Origin of the sequence: Streptomyces sp. NPDC094448, from assembly GCF_044763775.1 — a bacterium.
GTDB lineage: Bacteria > Actinomycetota > Actinomycetes > Streptomycetales > Streptomycetaceae > Streptomyces.
On sequence record NZ_JBIWGU010000011.1, the window covers coordinates 156,100 to 175,867 of the forward strand.

Below are 19,768 nucleotides of genomic sequence, written 5' to 3' on the forward strand. Positions count from 1 at the left end.
GCCGCTTGTCGAAAAGTTATCCACAGGCTGTGTGAGAAAACTGTGGATTGTGGAACTGATCATTCCTGGGAACTCTGCCGCATCTTCGGGATTCCCTTCTCAAACCCTCCCCACCCACTCATTCGGGTGGGAATTACTCGCCCCGAAGAGGGGCTCGATGGAATGAGGGTGACAGGCTCGTGCCAGGGGTGCGTCCTGCCGGCTGTGGACGGATGGAGTCCGGTTCCGGGCCTTCCGGGCCCCGAGAGCCGATTTGTCGACGATGTCACTCCGCGCTGTCGACTTGTCCCCAGGTCGAGGGTCCGGACCTGTGGATAACTCTGTGGATGATGAAAATCAGCAGGTAGGAACAGTTCCGGTCAGCCCGACGGTGCCCTGCTACCGGAATCGGCGGCCGACGGGTCGGCCCGGTCGGCTCGACCGGGCCGGGGTGATCGAGGCAGCGAACGGCCTGGCACCCGGCATGGCCAGGGCGCTCGCACGGCCGAGGCGCCCGGGGAACCGGCCGGGAACGGTCAGGTCCGGCCGTCCTGGCAGCGGGCCAGCCAGTCGGAGGCCGCCGTGAAGTCCGCGTCCGTCGTGCCCGGCCGTACCCCGCCGATGTCTCCGGCCTCCACCCCCGCCCGCGGATACGACCCCAGGAACCGCACCTCGGGACAGATCCGCTTCAGCCCCATCAGAGCCTCGCCCACCCGCCGGTCGGAGATATGCCCTTCGGCGTCGATCGCGAAGCAGTAGTTCCCGATGCCCTCCCCGGTGGGGCGGGATTGGAGCAGCATCAGGTTGACGCCCCGTACCGCGAACTCCTGAAGCAGCTCCAGCAGACCGCCGGGATGGTCCTCCCGCTGCCAGATCACGACCGACGTCTTGTCCGCGCCGGTCGGTGCCGCGGGCCGGGCCGGACGGCCGACCAGGACGAACCGGGTCTCGGCGTTCTGCGCGTCGTGGATATCCGTCACCAGCGCTTCGAGGCCGTACGTGGCCGCGGCGAACTCGCCGGCGAAGGCCGCGTCGTACCGCCCCTCCTGCACCAGCCGCGCCCCGTCCGCGTTCGACGCCGCGGACTCCCACAACGCGTCCGGGAGATGGGTCCGCAGCCACTTCCGGACCTGGGGCTGGGCAACCGGATGCCCGGTGACGGTCTTGATGGCGGACAGCTTCGTCCCCGGCCGTACCAGCAGGGCGAACGCGATCGGCAGCACCACTTCGCGGTAGATCATCAGCGGTTCGCCCGACGCCAGCTCGTCGAGGGTCGCCGTCACCCCGCCCTCGACCGAGTTCTCGATCGGGACCAGGGCCGCCGCGGCGTCCCCGTTCCGTACGGCGTCGAGTGCCGCCGGGACCGACACCATCGGGACGAGTTCCCGGGTGGCGGCTTCCGGCAGGGTCCGCAGGGCGGCCTCGGTGAACGTGCCCTCGGGGCCCAGATACGTGTACCGCGTGGCTGACATACGAGTCACCCTAGTCCGGCCGCCGGTCCGCCCCGCCCGGTTTCCTACGCGTCCAGGAGCCGCTGCCCCACGTACTCCCCCTCCGCCGGACCGCCGGGTACCGCGAACAGCGCGCTCGCCTCATGGCGTACGAACTCCGACAGGGCGTCCCCCCGGTCCAGCTTCCGCTGGACGGGCACAAAGCCCCGCAGCGGGTCCGCCTGCCAGCAGACGAAGAGCAGACCGGCATCCGGGGAACCGTCCGGCAGACTGCCGTCGTGGTACGAGAACGGGCGCCGCAGCATCGCCGCGCCCTGGTTCTGCTCCGGCGCGGAGATCCGGGAGTGGGCGTTCGCGGGGATCACCGGCCGGCCGTCCGCGTCCAGCTTCTCCAGCCCGAGCGGTGTCGTCTCCGAACCGCCGGTCAGCGGGGCGCCGTCCGACTTGCGGCGGCCGATGATCCGCTCCTGCTTGGTGAGCGGCAGCCGCTCCCAGGGGTCCAGAAGCATCCGGATCCGCCGGACGACCGCGTACGAGCCGTCGGCCAGCCAGTCGTGTTCGCCGCCGCGCGGGACGAAGACCCGGCGGTCGAAGTCCGGATCGGACGGCCGGGGATTGTTGGTGCCGTCTACCTGGCCCATCAGATTGCGGGTGGTCATCGGCCGGTCCGTGGCACCCGGTGAGCGGTTGAAGCCGTCCATCTGCCACCGCAGACGGGCGGCGTCCCCGGCCGTGCGCTGCACCGCGCGCAGTGCGTGGAAGGCGACCAGGGCGTCGTTCGCGCCGATCTGCACCCAGAGATCGCCGTTGGAACGCCGGGCGTCCAACTGGTCGGAGGAGAAGGCGGGCAGCGGGTCCAGACCGGCCGGACGCCGGGCGGTCAGGCCTGTACGGTCGAAGAACGTCCGGCCGAAGCCGAAGGTGAGGGTCAGGGACGACGGTCCGGCGTCGAGGGCGACACCCGTATCGGCGCCTGTGCCGGCGCCCGGGGCGGGCTTCCCGGCCATCAACGCCGCAGCCAGCGCCGACCAGCGGCGGAGCAGGGCGGCTGCCTCCTTGCGGCCCGCGCCGGGTGCGAGGTCGAAGGCGACGAGATGGCCACGGGACTGGAGGGGTGTGGTGATGCCCGCCTGATGTTTCCCGTGAAACATTGCCTCCGTCGAGCCGACCGTGGTGAGCGCGGTCGGGGTTTCCGGTGAGACCGCGGCACGGGCCAAGGCGCCCCCGGCGGCGCCCAGCGCCAGCCCGGCCGCACCGGCGGAGCCCGCGGCCGTGATGATCCGCCGCCGTGAGGGACGGACGGGGTCCCGGTCTCCGGTCCGATCGCGCCGTCCGTCGTGCTCGGCACGGTCGCCGTCATGACCGGCGCCGGGTTCCCGTCCGGGGGAGGTGCCGGACGGCCGGGAGGTCCGTCCCGCCGGCACCCCGGCCCGTACGGTCGTGCCCTGGTCCGCGCCTGCGCTCGACGCCGTCGCCGTCCTCTTCTTCTTTGCCACGGGGTTCTTCTTTGCCATGGGGTACGTCAGCCGATCTTCACGTTCTCGTCGACGGTGGTCTGGTCGATGTCCGAGGTCCGCACGGTCACTTTGACCAGCCAGTCACCGGGCATCGGGATCTGGACCCGCCCGGCGCGCCACTGCCCCGGCGCCACCTTCACGGGGGTGACGGGCAGCGGGCCGATCTCCTGGTCCAGGAGGGTGAAGGAGGCCCTCACCTCGGGTGCTTCCAGCGGCTTTCCGGCGGTGCCGGTGATCCGTAGCGTCAGTTCGTTGGCGCCCGGTGCCGCCGGGCCGAGGGTGAGCCGGACCGTGCCCTTGCCGTTCGGCCCGCCGGTGTCGAAGGGGATCGTGGCCTCGGCGGGTCCCCGGGGCCGGGAGTCCGCGGATGGGGAGCTGCCGCTCACGGCCGCCCGGTCCGCCGCCTCCTCGGTACGGCCGGGCTCGGTGGCCGTCAGGACCGTCGTCACCGCTAGCACGACCGCCGCGACGGCCGCCTCGGCGAGGACCGCGCGGCGCAGCCCGGACCGAACGGGATCGGCGTCCCGGGCCTTCCGGCGCGCGGTGTCGGCCAAGGCGGTGCGCTGCCGGGCCAGCTGTGCGGCCCGCGCGGGGTCGACCGCCGCCCCGGTCACGTTCTCCTCCGCTGCCCCCGGCTCCTCGGGCCGGCTGGACGGTGCTGCGGCCGGGGCTGCCGAGGGGCTCGCTGTGCCCGCTGCGGCCGCTGTGGACTCTTTGAGTTCGGGGGACTTCTGCGGGCCGGGTACGGCCGGTGCCGTGACCAGCCGGGCCGTCCACCGCCGGGAGAACCGGGCGATGACGACGAGCACGGCCACCAGCGCCGCCTTGGCGAGCAGCAGCTGCCCGTACTCCGTCCCGGTCAGCGCCGACCAGGAGCCGATCTGCCGCCAGGACTGGTAGAGCCCGGTGACCGCCAGGACGACCACACAGACGAAGGCGACCGCCGAGAACCGCCGTACCGCCGCCGGTTCGATCGACGGCTCCCGGCGGAGCGCGGTCAGCAGCGCCGCCAGCCCGCCCAGCCAGCCCGCCACGGCCAGCAGGTGCAGTACGTCCACGGGCATGGCGACCCCGGTCTGGATACCGGTCGAGGCATGTTCGGAGAGCGCCCAGGTGGCGGCGATCCCGGCGCTGACGACGGCCCCTCCGACGCCGAGCCCGAAGGCCAGGTCGGCCCGCCCGCCGTCCGTCCCCTCCGCCTCCGTGCCGTCACCGGTCCCGCCGCCGGCACCGACGCCCGCCCGGACCCGCTGGGCGTACGTGCTGAAGAGGACGGCGATGAACAGCGCGGCGGCCCCGAGCAGCAGCAGCCGGGAGACGAGGGCCGCGCCCGTCTTCGTCTCCAGGACCTCCTGGAGCCCGGCGAGGTCGAAGGCGTCCGCCAGTTTCCCCGAACCGGTATAGGGGACGCGGAGCAGCAGCATTGCCAGGGTCGCGCCGGTCAGCACGGTCCAGGACCGGGCGACGAGCCGCTGAAGGGAGCGGACGGACGCGCCCCGGGGCCAGCAGAGCAGGATGAACGCGGCGCCGCCGACCATGAGGGCGAAGCCGCCGTACGACGTGTAGCGCGCGGCGTCGTAGAGGAAGCCGACGAGCCCGCCGCCCGTCTCGCCGCCGGGCAGCGGGACGGTGGTCGCGGAGGGCGCGCCGATGGAGAAGGTGAACGCGCCGGAGATGGGGTGGCTGTCCGCGGACACGGCCTGCCAGGCGACGGTGTATGTGCCGTCCGGCAGCCCCGGCCGCAGTCCGACGGCGTGGACGACCCGGCCGTCCGCGGAGAGATCGCGGACGGAGCCGGTGTCGGCCCGTTGCCCACTGGGTCCGAGGACCCGGATGGAGTCGTCGCCCATGGCGAGGTGCTCGGAGAAGGTGAGTGAGACCTCGGCGGGTGCCGTGGCCACCACTGCCCCGTCCTTCGGGTTGCTCGCCGTCAGGGCGGCATGGGCGGCCGCCGGGCCCGCGGCCGTCAGCAGGGCGCCGAAGACCGTGCCGGCCAGCACCAGGGCGGCGAGCAGGGCCCGGACCGGTCCGCCGGCCGGGAGGCGGCGGACCGGTGGGCGGGCCGGGGCGGTGGTGGTTGTCATGGCGTATCCGTTCGTCCTTCGCTCAGTGGTGCTCGGACGTGTGCTCCGCCGGGCGGCCGTCGGCCGGTTCCGGGGACTGCGCCGGGTCCGTGGCACCCGACGGCGTACCGGCTCCTCCGGCGGTCCCGGCCCCCGTTTCCGGCGCGCCCTTCCCGTCCTCCCCGTGCTTCCCGTCCTTCGTGTCCATCTTTGTGTCCTTGGAGGGGTTGTAGCCGGTCTCCATGACGGGGAGTTCGACGCGGATCGGGCCGGAGGTCTCGAAGCGCAGCTCGACGGAGACTTTTTCGCCCTTCTTCGGCCGCTGCTTCAGCTGCTCGAACATGATGTGGCTGCCGCCGCGTTCGAGGGCGAGCGCCCCCTCGGCCGGGATGGGGAAGGAGTCGACCTTCCGCATCCGCTGCCCCTTCGACTCGTGGATCGTGACGGTGTCGGAGATGGGGCTGGTGACGGAGGTCAGCCGGTCGGCCTTCCCTCCCCCGTTCCGTACGGTCAGAAACCCCGCGGCCATGTCGCTGACGGGTTGTGGCATGAATTCGCCACTTACTGTCAATTCGGGGACATTCGGCCTACCGTTGGAGGAGCCGGAGGGTTCCGCGGAGTCCGTGGAGCATCCGGTCAGCGTCAGGGCCGCCGCGACCGCAGCGGCGGTGGCGACGGTTATCAGGGGGCGCGCCCCACCCCTGTGCCGTCCCGCTCCGGTGCTCAAGGCTGCTCCCCGCGCAGGAGCTTCGGCAGGTCCTTGGCGTATGCCTCGGGAGTGGTGTCCTCTCCGTAGACGACATAGCCCTGGTCGGTCTTCGGGGAGAAGGCCATGACCTGGGCGCCGTGCATGGAGCTGACGGAGCCGTCCTTCTCCTTCTTCGGCGGGTCGATGCCGATGCCGACGGACCGGGCCGCTGCCTGGATCCTGGCGAAGTCGCCGCTGAGTCCGGTGAAGGAGGCGTCTCCGGCGCTGGGCAGCCACTTGCCGAGCTGGGCGGGGGTGTCCCGTTCGGGGTCGGTGGTGACGAAGACGACCTGGAGTTTCTCCTGGTCGGCCTGGGGGAGCTGCTTCTTCGCCAGGGCGAGGTTGCTCATCGTCAGCGGGCAGACGTCGGGGCAGTTGGTGTAGCCGAAGAAGAGCAGGGTGGGCTTGCCCTTGGTCCGCTCGCGCAGGTCGTACGGCTTCCCCTGGGTGTCCGTGAGCACCAGCGCGGGCTTCTCGAAGGGGTGGTCCAGCACGGTTCCCGGCTTGGTGTTCTTGGGCGCCGAGATCTCGGCGACGGAGCTGGTGTTCGCGTCCTTGCCGGAGCCCTCGCCGGAGCAGGCGGAGAGGGTCAGTGCCGTGGCCGCGGCGAACGCGGCGACCAGCGCGGTCTTCTTTCGCATGGGGGACTTCCTGGAAGAGAGGGAACGGAAAGGGGGGATACGGCTCATGAAGAGGTACCGCTGTCGGTACGGCCGGAGTGGCGGCGGCCGGCGAAGACACCGAACGCGACGCCCGCGGCGCCGACCAGGATGCCGATCACCCCGAGGGTGCGGGCGAGGGTGTCGGAGGAGTCCGCGTCTCGGGAACCGCTCGCGGACGTGTCACCGGTGCCACCGTGGTGCCCCTCGGCTCTGTCGGCCGCAGGCGCTCCGTGGCCGCCGGTGCCCTCCGACAGCGTCAGCACCGGCGCGGGAGAATCGGGCTCCGGCTTCCCCTCCTCGGGGGTTTCGATCCAGCGCACGACCTCCTTGTTGTCGTACGTCTGAATCGCCTTGAAGACGAGCCGGTCCGCGTTCTCGGGCAGCTGTCCGATGGAGAGGGGGAACTGCTGGAACTGGCCCGGTCCGATCTTCGATCCGGCGGAGGTCCAGGTGACCTTGGAGACGGCTTCGGTGATCTGCTTGCCGTGCACGGTCAGCGGCTTTGCGAGCTTGGCCTTGGTGACCTCGACGTTCCAGCCGGGCACCGGCTGCGGCAGGACGGATGCCAGGGGGTGCTCGGTGGGGAGGGCCAGCTCCAGCTTCACGGTGGAGGCGTTGTCCCGCTCGTTGGGGACCTTGACACCGACGGTGGCATAGCCGCCGCGGGCCGCCTCGCCCTGCGGCTGCACACCGACATGCGCGGCGGCGGGTCCTGCGAACAGCAGCGAAGCGGCGCCGGCCCCGGCCAGCAGGGCGACCGTCCGGACGGACCTACGGGACGTCGTACCGGAGGTGGTACGGGCCGTTGTACGGCGCTTCCCCGAGACGGCGGTCCGCGCGAACCCCGCGGACGGGCCGGAGACGGCGGGAGCCGGGCCGGAAGAGGACGGCACCGAGCCGGAAGAAGAGGGGGCAGATGACTGCGAACCGGAGAAAACGCTCATGGTGAGAACACTCCACGGAGAAGGGAGGAACGGTGATCGTGCCGGTGTGCGGGACACGCGGACACCACGGCCGCACTCCCGTCGAGTCGGCCGTGTCAGGCGGCGAGGGCCGGCCGGGCGGGCGGCCCGCGCCTGATCACCGTGTGCTGGAGCGCCTCTTCGGCCGCGGGAGGCGCCGCATCGTCCCCGGGCCGTGCGGGACGGACCCCGGGGGCCGGAAGGCGTACGAGACCGGCGAGGAGCGTACGGACGAACGCAAGGGCGGCGCGCAGCGACCGCAGCCGGGCGGCCTCCGTCATCAGCTCGCACGCCTCGTGCGCGGAATCCGTGGAGAGCTGGGCGAGCCGGGCGAGCCGCAGCAGCGCCAGGTCTCCGCGCCGCAGCAGCCAGCCGGTCGCCACGGCGGCCAGCAGATGCGCGAGCAGCATGGGGAGGGAAGGCAGCAGATCGGGGTGGCCGAGCGCCTGTCCGGCGGCCTCGTGGCCCGAGTGGCCGCCCTGGTCCGGCGGGGTGAGGCCGGCCATGGTCACGACCCGGCGGGCTTCGTCCGGGCCGAGCGTCGCCGAACCCGGACCGCAGAGCAGCTTCGCGGCCATCCGGATCAGCGCGTCGTCCCCGGCCGGCCCGAGCCGGTCGGGGTGGCGCTGGCCCAGCCCGAAAAGGAGGTGGAGCGCGAGCTGACCCGCGCCGAGTGCCATGACGACGGCGGGCAGCGAGCGCACCCGGCCGGTGAAGGGCAGGACCAGGAGGAAGGTCCCGGCAAGGCCGGCGGCCAGCGTCCACCAGGGGACGCCCGCGCAGGCGGCGAGCGCATGCCCCGTCGCGGACAGCACAACACAGACCGCGGTGAACACCGCGGCCCGCAGCAGCCGGAGACCGGCTCCGGTGGGTGCACCGGACCGGGGCGACAGGGAGGACATGGCCCGGTCATCATCCCACTGCGGTTTCCGCCGCCGTACGGCAGGTCCGCCCCGGCGCGTAGCGGGCATTACGGATCAAGAGCGGTCAAGGTTTACCGGCGGACGGTGAGCTTCGGCAGCCGGTCGCCGACCCGGTGCCGACCGGTGCCGACCGGGCGTGGAGTGGGCGTGGAGCGGGGCGGGAAGCAGGGATCGCGGGGGTGCGGGCGGGCCGGAAACGGCGCTGCCGTCACGGGCGCCGCCTCCGCCGCGCCCGCCCCGTACAGGCCTTTCGACACTCCCGATCACCCTTGTCACAGCTTCACCCGTCCGGCATACACCTTTGCGCCATGGGCGCGCTTCCGCCGAATGAGCGCAATCACACCAACTCTGTGCTTACGGACCGTGTCTTGGGGCAATACGTATCGGTATGTCGAGCCGCAGCCAGGAGGCTGGAGCATGAGCATCTGGTGGTCTCTGCACTTGCGGCGCGAAGCTGCGAGCATTCCGCTCGCCCGGCGGCTCCTCATCGGCACGATGGAGACCGCGGGTGTCGATCCCGACATCTCTTTCGACCTCTCGGTCGCGCTGAGCGAGGCCTGTGCGAACGCCGTGGAACACGGCGGCGGCGCGGGCCCCGGGGGTCCCGCCGGCGCCTATCGCGTCACCGCGTATCTGGACGGCGAGAAGTGCCGTATCGAAGTGTCCGACTCGGGGCCGGGCTTCCCCGGCGGATCGCCCCGGCACGGGCGTGGCTGCACCCACTCCGACGCCCCTTCCGGAGTGCAGGGGGGGCCGGGGGCATGGGGTCCCGCCGGTGCCGCCGCGGCCCCGGACGGGCCGGACCTGCCGAACGTACCGAAGGTACGTGGTGGGGCGGGCGGCCCGGGTGGATCGGCCGGGCCGGGCAGCCGCCGGGAGGGTACTGCGGACCGGGCTCCGGGCGGCCCGCCGCGCAGACCGTCCGGCCGGGTGCCGGACCGGTCGTCGGACGGTTCCCCGCTCCGGCCGCAGCGGCAGGGCGAGCCCGTCGGAGCCGCCGGGTCCCTGCCGGGCCGGGTGGCGGAGAGACCACGGGGGGGCAGTCCTGTGGAGGCCACGCCGGACCGGGTGCCGGAGTGGCCCGCCGAGTGGCAGGGGACGGACCGGACGGCCGCCGCCACCGCCGAGAGCGGCCGCGGGCTCTGTCTCATCGAGGAGTTGGCCGACCATGTGCACTTCAGCAACCGCCCCGGGCGGGGTGCCGTGGTCAGCTTCGACAAGATCCTGAAATGGCGGGAGGACGCGCTGCTCAAGGTCTCGTGAGGGGCTTCCCCCACCGAGATCACGCGCACGCGCGTCCTCCGGAGGTTCCGCACCGGGCCGGGCCACCGACTCGTTCACGGCCGGTCGCCGGTCGCCGGTCGCCGGTCGCCGGTCGCCGGTCGCCGGTCGCCGGTCACCGAATCGCCGGTCGCCGGCTCGTTCCCGGGTTCGGGTTCGGGCTCGGGCTCGGGGCCGTCCGGCCCGGGGCCCTGGCCCGGGGTACGGCCGTCGTCCCGGCTTCCGGATCAGCTCTGCAGCGACGCCATCCAGGACTCGACTTCGTCGGCCTGTCGGGGCAGCGTGTCCGACAGGTTCCGGTTGCCGTCCTCGGTGACGAGGATGTCGTCCTCGATCCGGACGCCGATGCCCCGGTACCCCTCGGGCACGGTCAGATCGTCCGCCTGGAAGTAGAGACCCGGCTCCACCGTCAGGCACATGCCCGGCTCCAGCGTCCCGTCGACGTACGCCTCGGTACGCGCGGCGGCGCAGTCGTGGACGTCGAGACCGAGCATGTGACCCGTACCGTGCAGGGTCCAGCGGCGCTGGAGCCCCAGCTCCAGAACCCGCTCGACCGGGCCCTCCAGGAGACCCCACTCGACCAGCCGCTCGGCCAGTACCCGCTGGGCAGCGTCATGGAAGTCGCGGTACTTCGCGCCCGGCTTCACGGCCGCGATCCCGGCCTCCTGGGCGTCGTACACCGCGTCGTAGATCTTCCGCTGAAGCTCGTCGAAGCGGCCGTTGACCGGCAGGGTGCGGGTGACATCGGCCGTGTAGAGGGTGGTGGTCTCCACGCCCGCGTCCAGCAGCAGCAGATCGCCGGAGCGGACCGGGCCGTCGTTGCGTACCCAGTGGAGGGTGGTGGCGTGGGGGCCGGAGGCGCAGATGGAGCCGTAGCCGACGTCGTTGCCCTCGACCCGAGCCCTCAGGAAGAACGTTCCTTCAATGTAACGCTCGCTGGTCGCCTGAGCCCGGTCGAGAACCTTGACGACATCCTCGAAGCCGCGTGCGGTCGAGTCGCAGGCCTTCTGCAGCTCCCCGATCTCGAACGCGTCCTTGACCGCGCGCGCCTCGGAGAGGTAGATCCGCAGCTCCTCGTCCCGCTCGCCGGTGACCTTGTCGGTCAGCGCCGACTCGATGTCCGCGTCATGGCCGCGGACCACCCGCACGGGCCCGGTGGCCTCGCGCAGCGTGCCCGCCAGCTCGCGGACGTCCCCGGTCCGGAGGCCCAGCAGCGCCGCCTTCTCGGTCAGCGAGTGGCGGCGGCCGATCCACAGTTCGCCCTGGCCGGAGAGCCAGAACTCGCCGTTCTCCCGGTTGGAGCGCGGCAGCAGGTAGAGGGTGGCCTCGTGACCGTCGGCGGTCGGCTCCAGAACGAGGACGCCGTCCTCGCTCTGGTCGGCGGTCAGATATACGTACTCGGTCGCGGCACGGAAGGGGTACTCCGTGTCGTTGGACCGCGTCTTGAGCTTCCCGGAAGGAACCACCAGACGCTCGCCGGGGAAGCGCTCCGAGAGTGCCGCACGGCGTTCCGCGGCATAGGGGGCCTGCTCGACGGGGCTCAGGTCGCGCTGCTCGGTGTCCGCCCAGCCGCTTGCCATGTTCGCGGCAAGCTCCTCGGAAACCTCCGGGTAGAGGCCGTTCTTACGCGGCTTCGCCGACTGCTCTTCTTCATCCGGGGTACTCGGGGTGAGCTCCTCGGCCACGTCTGCCTCCTCGACACGTCATCGGACCGGACTCCATCGTATGTCTGTCGTGAAGGGGGCCTCGAAAGGTGTGAGGATTCCGACATAACGGGTGTACCACTGGGTGCCGCCCGCCGGTCGGCCGAGGTCAGTCGAAGCGGACGGCGAGCAGGACGACATCGTCCCCGCCGCCGCCGTACGCCGTGGAGTGCTGCGCCCCCGGCCGGAAGCCGTCCCGCGGCCCTCGCCCGACCCCGCGCACGGGCCGTCGGACCCTCTCGTCCGGACGCCCGCAGGAGAACGCCGGAGCGCCCTCTTCCGCCCGTTCAGCAGCCGCTGTGACCTGCGGAAACAGTGTGTTCAGTACATGGTCGGCGACCGCCCCGGGGTCCTCCCGGGCCGTCCGCGGCACGCTCGCCGCCGCCGTGTGCAGCCGGGCGAACGCCCGGTCCATCGGTTCGCCGGTACGCCGCAGCAGCCCGTCCGTATAGAGGAGCACCGTTTCTCCCGGCTCGGGACACAGCTCCACACTCGGCGCCTCCCAGCAGGCGAGCATGCCGAGCGGTGCCGACAGGGACGTCTCCACGAACTCGGTGCGCCGCTCGCCGATCAGCAGGGGCGGCGTGTGCCCGGCCCCGGCCAGCACCATCTTTCCGGCGGCGGGTTCGGCGTAGGCGAACAGCGCCGTCGCCGTCCCGGCCGGTTCCGTCAGCCGCAGCAGCAGCTCCAGATCCGACAGCACCGCGACCGGATCCTCGCCCTCCATCACCGCGTACGCCCGCAGGGAGGCGCGCAGCCGTCCCACCGCGGCGAGCGCCCCCGGGCCCGTACCGCCGACCGAACCCACGGCCAGGCCCAGCGCGCCCTCCGGCAGCGGAAGGGCGTCGTACCAGTGGCCGCGCGGGCCGTGCGGTCCGGTGCGGTGGCGGACCGCGAGGCGGACGCCGGGGACGAGGGGCAGCCGGCTCGGGAGCAGCTCATCGGCGATGCTCGCGACGGTCCGCCGGGCCTCCGCCAGTTCCGCGAGACGGGCCAGATGCTCGGCGGCGTACCGCATGTAGTCGTTGACGAGCCGGCGGTGACGGTCGGCGGGCGCGGTGGGCGTGTCGTAGAGCCAGACGGCGGCGCCGAGGATGCCGCTGGTCCCCGACACCAGCGGCTGGGTGTACGCGGCGGCGCAGCCCAGATGGACGGCGACCTCGCGGCGCAGCGGGTCGAGGGAGAGGTCGTTGAGGATGTCCGGATGGGCGACTGCCGCGCCCCTGGCATCCCCTGCACCACCCCTGACATCCACCGGGTCCATCAGGTCCACTGCGCCCACGGGGCCCGCCGGGTCCATCGGGCCCGCCGGGTCCGGAGGGGCAGTTGTGCCCTCTGCGCCTTCTGCGCCTTCTATGGCGTCTGCGCCCGTCAGGTCCGCAGTACAGGTGACGTCTGCTGCGCCTGCGGTGCCTTCGAGGATGCGGCCGTAGGCGGTCATCGGCCGGGGCACGGTCTCGATATGGCCCAGCTCCGCGTGGCTGAGCCCGTGGCCACGGGTGATGGACACGGGCGAGGTGAGCGCGCCGGTGCCCGGCGGGGGTTCGAGGACGATCAGTCCGCGGCGGGCACCGACAATCCCGGCGCCCGCCCGCAGCACCTCGTCGAGAGCCGCGTCGAGTGTTGCGACGGCGGTCAGCCGGCCGGTCAGTTCGTGCAGGGTGGTGAGATCGGCCACCCGGTCCTCCGCGCATTCGTCGAACGAGACCGGCGCAGCGGGAACCGTATGCGCCCCGCCGAGCACCGAAGCGCCCCCCGGCGAAGGTGAACTCCCTGGGAAACCAGAGTGAGTCGTACCACTCGGAGCGGACGATTCGGAGGGTCCCGACGGCTCGGACGCGGAAGGCGCGGAAGGCGGGGAAGCCGCGGCGGTCGTGGACGGAGCCGCCGCAGTCTGCGCGGACTGGGGAATCGAAGAGTCGATTCCGGCCACTTTCGGAAGGTGAGGGGCGCTCATCGGAGCGATCTTTCCGATGGGTGCATTTCACGCCGAAGCATTGCAAACCCCCAGGTCATTTTGCGCCGCTAGCAATGGATCCACATCTACACGCACATGTCAGCGGATGTCCAGCATTGCACCAGTGGGATTGATGGTGTCTACGGGAGCTTGAGCATGCTTTGGGGTGCTCTTGACTGAGGGTTCCGGAGTGAAGGATATTCGTCACGAGTTGGTGAACTTGGCTGAAAAATGCCGCTACTCGCCATCAATTGCGATCGACTGAACATGTTCGACGGTGATCCTTCGGCGGATCCCTCCGGGGCGAACGATCCTGGAGTGGCCTGTCGTCGGTGGCCGGACGGATGCGTCGCACCGAACGTGACGGGTACGTAAAGTACGTAAAAGGTGACGTCCGGGGTCAGTTGGAAAGTCCCGGAACCCGGTGACGAGCCGGGGCGTCCTACAGTCCGTGGGCCGTGACGGCACCTGAGAACGATCCCCGGACAGGCCACCCGGACCGACCGCCGGGCGGAGGGGAAAAGGCCGATCGGGCCGCGCGCGCGGCGCCGTCCGGCTATAACGGGACACGCAAGCGTCAGGCACACGTCCCTCATCACGCGTTTGATGAAGCACGTCCACGTTCGGCCCCCGGGCGGCGAAACTGCCGCAGGTCAGTCGGGGGACGCCCCTGCCGGTGGCGGTCGAGGCCGTCGGCACAGCAGGGCGGGACCGGCGCCGACCAGCCGATCCGTAGGTACGTACCGGCTTCGTGGAACCAGCAGCGGACAGGTACGTATACGCACGCAGTACGTACACACAGCGCGTATTCGTATGCACAGTGAAAACCTGCACACATGGTGTGATGTGGACCTCGGCGTTCAACGGAAAGGAACGAGCGCACATGCGCGAGATCCTCGGAAGGCGACGCAGGCTTCGGTTGTGGCGCAAGAGGGGCCCGGTACAGCCTGCACAGCTCGAAGCGGCGCTCACCTGCGCCGCATGGCGATGGCCCGTAATCCCCGGGGTGGGACGGGCCGCCGCCGGTGGTGGTCGCGGCCGGCGCTGTGCCTGCCCCGACCCTGAGTGCGCCGTACCCGGTGCACACCCCTTCGACTCCGGAGTTCTGGCGGCAACCACCGACGAGCGCATGCTGCGCTGGTGGTGGACGAATCGCCCGACCGCACCGGTGGTTCTGGCCACCGGTGGGAAGGCGCCCTGCGCGGTCAGCCTGCCGGCCCTCGCGGGGGCGGTCGCGCTGACCGAGCTGGACCGGATGGGGGTACGGCTGGGCCCCGTGGTGGCGACGCCGACCCGGTGGTCGCTGCTGGTCGCGCCGTACAGCCTGGAGCGGCTCGGTGAGCTGCTGTACGTGAAGGACCGGGTGCCCGGTTCGCTACGGTTCCACGGGGAGGGCGGCTATCTGGTTCTGCCGCCGTCGGAGACCGGGACGGGGCAGGTCCGCTGGGAGCGGGAGCCCGCGCCCGGGGCGGCCGCGCCCTGGCTGCCGGACGTGGAGACGATGGTCGACGCCCTGGTGGAAGCGAGCACGAACGCCCCGGACGGCGGCAGTCGGCTGGCGTACTGAATCCCGGCCGATTGCAGCTGATCCAGAGGCCGGGCCCGGCTACGGGCCCGGCCTTTCTGTTTCCTGGAAGTCACCCGAACGGGTAGGAGTAGGCCCGAGTTGTACGGGAATTGGGTGCGCGGCACCTCTCGCCCCCGTACGACACGGATATCGTCGCCCCGCACCGGTTGCCCGTGCCGCTGCCCGGGTCTTCCGGCGCTCCCCCGGGGTTCGGCGGCCCGCAGCCGTACCCATGGCTTCACGTTCTCCGCCCCGTTCTTCTCCTGCTGCCGTCTGCCTTGCTTCCTTCTTCTCCGCCCCTTCTTCTCGCGCCTCCCCGCTTCTCCGCTTCTCCTGCCTTCTCCCCGTTTCCCCCGCTTCTCGTGCTTTTCCCGTCCTCCGCCGTTTCTCGCAGTCGGCAGGTGTCCATGAATCTCCGCATGGTCGGCATCTCCTCGGTCGTGGTCGCAGCCGCCTTGGCGCCGCTGGCAGCCGCGGCGGGTGAAGGCCGGGTGCCGGACGGGTCCGGGGTCGTACGGGCCCTGGACAGCCGGCAGCCCGGTACGGGTCGGCCGCCCGCGGCCTCCGGTGCGGACGGGCCATCGGCCCGGAGCGTGGGAGCGGAGCCGGACGGTATCACCCGAAAATCGGCCGGAAAACGCCCCAGCCGTGGGCAGAACGCGGCACCCGGGGCCACGGAAACGGCCGGTCCGGCGGCCGTAGCGCTGCCCGGCGCGGCGTCCGGGGCGGCATCCGCGGGCGCCACCCGGGCGCACTGCGGACCGGAACTCACCTCTCCGGACGGAGTCGAGGCCCAGACGTGTGTACTGACCGATGGCCGTGCCACCTGGGGACGTACGTACTACCGGAATGCCACGGGCGCGGAATTGACTTCCGTACTGACTCTCATGGGTCCCGGACGCCGGACGCTTCAGATGAACTGTCTGGTGGAAGCGGGTGATGAGCCGGGCGTCTGCGAGACGCCGAAGGTGCCATCCCGCGGTCTGCGGGACTATTTCGCGGTAGCCGAGTTCGCGGTGGCGGAAGAAGGGGTGCCGACCGAGGCGGGGGCCGATGCGGGAGCCGGGTCCCGACCGGGGAGCCGACCCGCTCCCGGGGCCGGTGCGGGCGTTCGGGGCGGCGGTCCGCTGCTGCTGCGCTCCGGCAGCAACTCCGGTGATCCGGCGGAGCATTGAGAAGTGCCGCAAGGATCGGAAGGCGCGAGTGGAAGCGGCGAGGAAACCACCGGAAGCCGGGCTGAAGCCGGGCTGAAGTCAGGAGTAAGCCGGGAGGAAGCGGAACTTCCGGTCCGACTTTTCGCTCCGGATCCACCCGTCCCCGGAAACGACAGAGGCCCGGTCGCTGGCGACGGGGGATGCACCAGCGACCGGGCTCTTAGAACGGTAACAAGAGATCTGCGGTTCGCAAATTCGATCTCGATTATTCGGACAGAGAAACGGCTGAGTACGGCGCGAGTTGTGACTGGAGTCACCCGCTATTACCGGACCGCGGACCCGCTCCGACCACGGATCCCGGGCCGGAACCGGCCCGGGATCCAACAGGGCGTCGTGTTCAGGCCAGTTGTGACTCGGCCGCAATAATTGGCGTGTTCAGCTCAGCGTGATCTGCCGATTGGTGAGCCCGCCGCGCGCCCGGCGCTCCTCGGGAGTGAGCGGGGCGTCCGAGGCCAGCGCCCCGGCGAGCCGCTCGGCGAACGCGGCCGCGGGCTTCTCGCACTCCTCGGCCCCCATACCGGTGGGCAGATCCCAGACCGGGACGACCAGACCATGGGCCCGGAACGAGCCGACGAGCCGGGTGCCCTCGCCCAGCGAACTCTCCCCGGCCGCGTGCAGCCTGGCCAGCGCGGAGAGCAGCTCCTCCTCGGGGTGCGTCATCACCCACCGCAGATGGTTCTTCTCCGGGGTCTCGCACCAGTAGGCGGACTCGACGCCGGAGAGCTTCACGGTGGGGAGCGCGGCGGCGTTCGCCCGCTCCAGGGACGCGGCGACGTCCGCGGACGCGGACTCGGCCTCCGGCACCCAGAACTCGAACCCGGAGTGCACCACGGGCTCGAAGGGCGCAGTCGGGTCGAGCAGGTCCTGGAGCCGGGGGCCCTGGTCCGAAGCGGCACGCTCGGCAGCGACCGGAGTGCCCGGCTCCGCCTGGAGCGCGCGGTTCAGGGTGTCCGCGAGGTCCCGGCTGAGGTCGCCGGTCGCGGTGTCGTTCTGTACGCCGAGGAGGACCGAGCCGTCGTCGCGGCGGAGCGCCGGCCACGCCATCGGCAGTACGGTCGCCAGCGTCACGGACGGTACGCCGTCGGGCAGCCCGCCCTTGAGCGTCAGCTCCACCGTCGCGGCCGGAACCAGTTCGCGCAGGGCGACCCAGTCGCCTTCGCCGGTCAGCCCCTCGAACGGGCGCTGCACCAGCTCGGTGACGGCATGGGCGGCCGCCCGGCCGTGGCAGGCCTTGTAGCGGCGGCCCGAACCGCAGGGGCAGGGTTCGCGGGCGCCGACCACGGGCACGGGCTCGTTGGCACCGACGGCCCGGCCCCGGTCCTTCGGCTGCTGCTTGGCGGATGAGGTCTGGGGGCGCTTCTTGGCCATGGTGCGGCTTCTCCCGTGGATACAGCGGCGCGTGGTGCGATGTATGCGGCACCTGGCGCGGGATGACTGGGTCGTAAGGGTCTGTCGGTCGGTCCTGGCGCGAGCCCAGGGCCTGTCTGACGGATCCTGCCGGGCTCGCCGATCCGTCAGACAGACCCTAGTCGCCCCGCGCTCCGGGGAAGCCACGGCACCCGGAAGCCGGCCCGGCGGCACGCGCCGCCGCCCACCCGGCGGCCGCACGGTGCTGCGGGGCGGCCTGCGGAGCTGCTCGGCGACGGGCGGCCGGCGGGGACGGGCCGCGCCCGCTCTACCGCACTGCTCCGGTACGACCGGCTCGCCGCGACGGCGTCCGGTACGTATTCGCGCTGCGCGATCCGGTTCCGCGCAGCACCGCGCCGGACGATCCCGTACCGCACCGTCGCGTACGACTGCGCCAGGAGGTCCTGCGCCGAACCGTCCGGCTCCCGCTGGTTACGCGACCCCGTCGAAGGATCCGTCGTAGCCCCCGTCGTACGGCCCGTCGTACGGCTCGGCGAATCCGAATCCGAACCCCGGAGCGCCGCCGTTGACGCGCGTAGCGTACGCGTCGTGCTGGGCTCCGTCCGTGATGAGCGCCCATACGGTGACCTCGCCCGCCGGATGATCGCGGACGCCCCACTCATGGGCCAGGGCCGTGATGATCTGGAGCCCGCGGCCACCGCGCGCGGTGACCGAGGGGGTCGACGGCACGGGCCGGGTGGGTCCGCCGCCGTCCGTCACCTCGACCGTGAGCCGTCCGGCCCGGTCCACGCGCCAGGCGGCCCGGATGCTGCCGTCCCCCCGATCCGCATGGCCCAGCGGTCTGCCGTGTCGGCAGGCGTTGCTGAGCAGTTCGGAAAGAATCAGCATCGCGTCGTCGACGACCGATTCGGGCACTTTGCTCATGCGTAGCTGCTCACGCATTCGGTGCCTTGCCTCACCCACGCCCGCAGGGCCATGGGGTACGGCCATGCTCGAAGACGTGGGCACGTGCTGTGCCACCACCAACGCCACCCCCGAGACCTCCTTTGCCCCACGCCACCGTGTGAATGCCCCGACGGGCCGGACCGGAAACCGGCCCCGAGCGGCCTGATGGGGCACTCCTGACCCGGGAGTACGTTGTGAATGCGCCGGGGCACTCCCCGTAGTGGGTGTCATGTGCAACTAAGCCGGGGTGTTCCCTCTCGTACCGGATGGAAAGCGCGGAAACCGGGCGGTCTGCCGCCAGGGTCGCCGGAGCTGCGGAGGCCCCGATGTGGCGCGCATTACACCCCGGGAGTGGTGGGCTCGCGGACGGGATCGTCAGCCCGTGCCACCGCCGCCGCCACCGCCGGTGCTGTTCCCGGTGTCACGGCCGAGCTGGGCGAGCACCTGCCGCGGCCGGTTGGTGATGATCGCCTCCACGCCGAGCCGTGCGCACAGCTCGACGTCCGCCGGATCGTCGACCGTCCAGACGTGGACCTGGTGGCCTGCCCGGTGCAGCCGGCCGACGTGTTCGGGGTGGTTGCGGATCATCCGGATGGACGGTCCCGCGATCCGTACCCCCGCGGGCAGCCGGCCGTCCCGCAGCCGCGGACCCGCGAACTGCATCAGATGGACGGTGGGCAGGGTCGGTGCGGCCGCCGTGACCCGGTGCAGCGAACGGGCCGAGAAGCTCATGATCCGTACCGGCGACTCCGCTGCCGATGCCGGGGCGGCGAGCCCGAACCTGCCGAGAAGGTGCAGCAGGCGCTCCTCCACCTGGCCCGCCCAGCGCGTCGGGTGCTTGGTCTCGACGGCCAGCTCGATACGGCGCCCGGAGTCGGCGCGGAGTTCGAGCAGCCGCTCCAGGGTGAGGACGGAGGTGAGGGACGGATCGCCCCAGTCCGGGCTCTCGGCGGAGTCCTCGCGCCCCTTCCAGGTCCCGAAGTCGAGCGCGGCGAGATCGGCCAGTTCCAGGGCGGAGACGGCACCCCGCCCGTTGGACGTGCGGTTCACGCGTCGGTCGTGGACACAGACGAGGTGGCCGTCGGCGGTGAGCCGGACATCGCATTCGAGGGCGTCGGCGCCGTCCTCGATTGCCTTCATATACGCGGCCAGGGTGTGCTCGGGGGCGTCCTCGGAGGCGCCGCGGTGGGCCACGACCTGGATGTTCTGCTGTCGTGCTGAGGTCACCGCGTCATGGTGTCACCGCGGGGGCCCGCGATGCGCGCGGGGGCGCGGAAACGCTGCCGTACGCCCGGAGCACGGCCGGACGGAGCCTCCGCCGGACGGGTCTCCGGCGGCTCACCGCGTCCGACCGTTTTGTCGCATATAAAGGGAGGACGCTATAAGCACAGGTCCTGCTTACTGTGGTCTGACGGCCTGTGGGAAATG

Annotated in this window: 13 protein-coding genes and 3 pseudogenes; 4 read left to right on the forward strand and 12 right to left on the reverse strand. The window is 71.7% G+C overall.

Features of this window, described 5'->3' with window-relative positions:
* Nucleotides 1-515: 515 nt before the first annotated feature.
* The 7 genes and pseudogenes from pheA to ACIQ9E_RS22385 all read right to left on the reverse strand — a co-directional run bounded on the left by pheA (nucleotide 516) and on the right by ACIQ9E_RS22385 (nucleotide 8,284).
* Nucleotides 516-1,451: a prephenate dehydratase gene (gene pheA, locus ACIQ9E_RS22355; protein ID WP_403709609.1), complete on the reverse strand. Its 936-nt coding sequence runs from the start codon at nucleotides 1,449-1,451 to the stop codon at nucleotides 516-518.
* 44 nt (nucleotides 1,452-1,495) lie between these two features.
* Nucleotides 1,496-2,944: an iron uptake transporter deferrochelatase/peroxidase subunit gene (gene efeB / locus ACIQ9E_RS22360; RefSeq protein WP_403709611.1), complete on the reverse strand. Its 1,449-nt coding sequence runs from the start codon at nucleotides 2,942-2,944 to the stop codon at nucleotides 1,496-1,498.
* 8 nt (nucleotides 2,945-2,952) lie between these two features.
* Nucleotides 2,953-5,031 (reverse strand): copper resistance protein CopC, encoded by a 2,079-nt coding sequence (locus ACIQ9E_RS22365; protein WP_403709613.1) that lies wholly within the window; start codon nucleotides 5,029-5,031, stop codon nucleotides 2,953-2,955.
* A gap of 196 nt (nucleotides 5,032-5,227) precedes the next feature.
* Nucleotides 5,228-5,695, reverse strand: a pseudogene (locus ACIQ9E_RS22370) (copper chaperone PCu(A)C); the annotation flags it as partial.
* Nucleotides 5,696-5,733: 38 nt separating this feature from the next.
* Complete coding sequence (locus tag ACIQ9E_RS22375; RefSeq protein WP_403709615.1) at nucleotides 5,734-6,399, reverse strand: SCO family protein; 666 nt, start codon at nucleotides 6,397-6,399, stop codon at nucleotides 5,734-5,736.
* Nucleotides 6,400-6,443: 44 nt separating this feature from the next.
* On the reverse strand, nucleotides 6,444-7,364 hold the full coding sequence (locus tag ACIQ9E_RS22380) for a YcnI family protein (protein WP_403709617.1): 921 nt from the start codon (nucleotides 7,362-7,364) through the stop codon (nucleotides 6,444-6,446).
* A gap of 95 nt (nucleotides 7,365-7,459) precedes the next feature.
* Nucleotides 7,460-8,284, reverse strand: a complete 825-nt coding sequence (locus ACIQ9E_RS22385; protein WP_403709619.1) for a hypothetical protein — start codon at nucleotides 8,282-8,284, stop codon at nucleotides 7,460-7,462.
* 438 nt (nucleotides 8,285-8,722) lie between these two features.
* Between ACIQ9E_RS22385 and ACIQ9E_RS22390 the strand changes: the two are divergent.
* Nucleotides 8,723-9,046 (forward strand): annotated as a pseudogene (locus ACIQ9E_RS22390) (ATP-binding protein); the annotation flags it as partial.
* Between the two features lie 363 nt (nucleotides 9,047-9,409).
* A pseudogene (locus tag ACIQ9E_RS22395) lies at nucleotides 9,410-9,568 on the forward strand (ATP-binding protein); the annotation flags it as partial.
* A gap of 245 nt (nucleotides 9,569-9,813) precedes the next feature.
* Here ACIQ9E_RS22395 and ACIQ9E_RS22400 read toward each other — a convergent pair.
* Complete coding sequence (locus tag ACIQ9E_RS22400; RefSeq protein ID WP_403709621.1) at nucleotides 9,814-11,271, reverse strand: aminopeptidase P family protein; 1,458 nt, start codon at nucleotides 11,269-11,271, stop codon at nucleotides 9,814-9,816.
* Nucleotides 11,272-11,398: 127 nt separating this feature from the next.
* Nucleotides 11,399-13,033, reverse strand: a complete 1,635-nt coding sequence (locus tag ACIQ9E_RS22405; RefSeq protein ID WP_403709623.1) for a PP2C family protein-serine/threonine phosphatase — start codon at nucleotides 13,031-13,033, stop codon at nucleotides 11,399-11,401.
* Nucleotides 13,034-14,129: 1,096 nt separating this feature from the next.
* On the opposite strand from ACIQ9E_RS22405, the gene ACIQ9E_RS22410 reads away from it, so the two are divergent.
* Nucleotides 14,130-14,813 (forward strand): bifunctional DNA primase/polymerase, encoded by a 684-nt coding sequence (locus ACIQ9E_RS22410; RefSeq protein ID WP_403709625.1) that lies wholly within the window; start codon nucleotides 14,130-14,132, stop codon nucleotides 14,811-14,813.
* Between the two features lie 887 nt (nucleotides 14,814-15,700).
* Nucleotides 15,701-15,988: a hypothetical protein gene (locus ACIQ9E_RS22415; protein WP_403709627.1), complete on the forward strand. Its 288-nt coding sequence runs from the start codon at nucleotides 15,701-15,703 to the stop codon at nucleotides 15,986-15,988.
* Nucleotides 15,989-16,402: 414 nt separating this feature from the next.
* Here the strand turns inward: ACIQ9E_RS22415 and ACIQ9E_RS22420 are convergent, their stop codons facing one another.
* The 3 genes from ACIQ9E_RS22420 to ACIQ9E_RS22430 all read right to left on the reverse strand — a co-directional run bounded on the left by ACIQ9E_RS22420 (nucleotide 16,403) and on the right by ACIQ9E_RS22430 (nucleotide 19,567).
* Entirely contained in the window at nucleotides 16,403-17,395 is a 993-nt protein-coding gene (locus ACIQ9E_RS22420) for a DUF5926 family protein (RefSeq protein ID WP_403709629.1), read from the reverse strand.
* Nucleotides 17,396-17,866: 471 nt separating this feature from the next.
* Entirely contained in the window at nucleotides 17,867-18,514 is a 648-nt protein-coding gene (locus ACIQ9E_RS22425; RefSeq protein WP_403709631.1) for an ATP-binding protein, read from the reverse strand.
* Between the two features lie 201 nt (nucleotides 18,515-18,715).
* A complete protein-coding gene (locus ACIQ9E_RS22430) occupies nucleotides 18,716-19,567 on the reverse strand; it encodes a glycerophosphodiester phosphodiesterase family protein (RefSeq protein ID WP_403709632.1) in 852 nt (283 codons plus the stop codon).
* Between the last annotated feature and the right edge of the window lie 201 nt (nucleotides 19,568-19,768).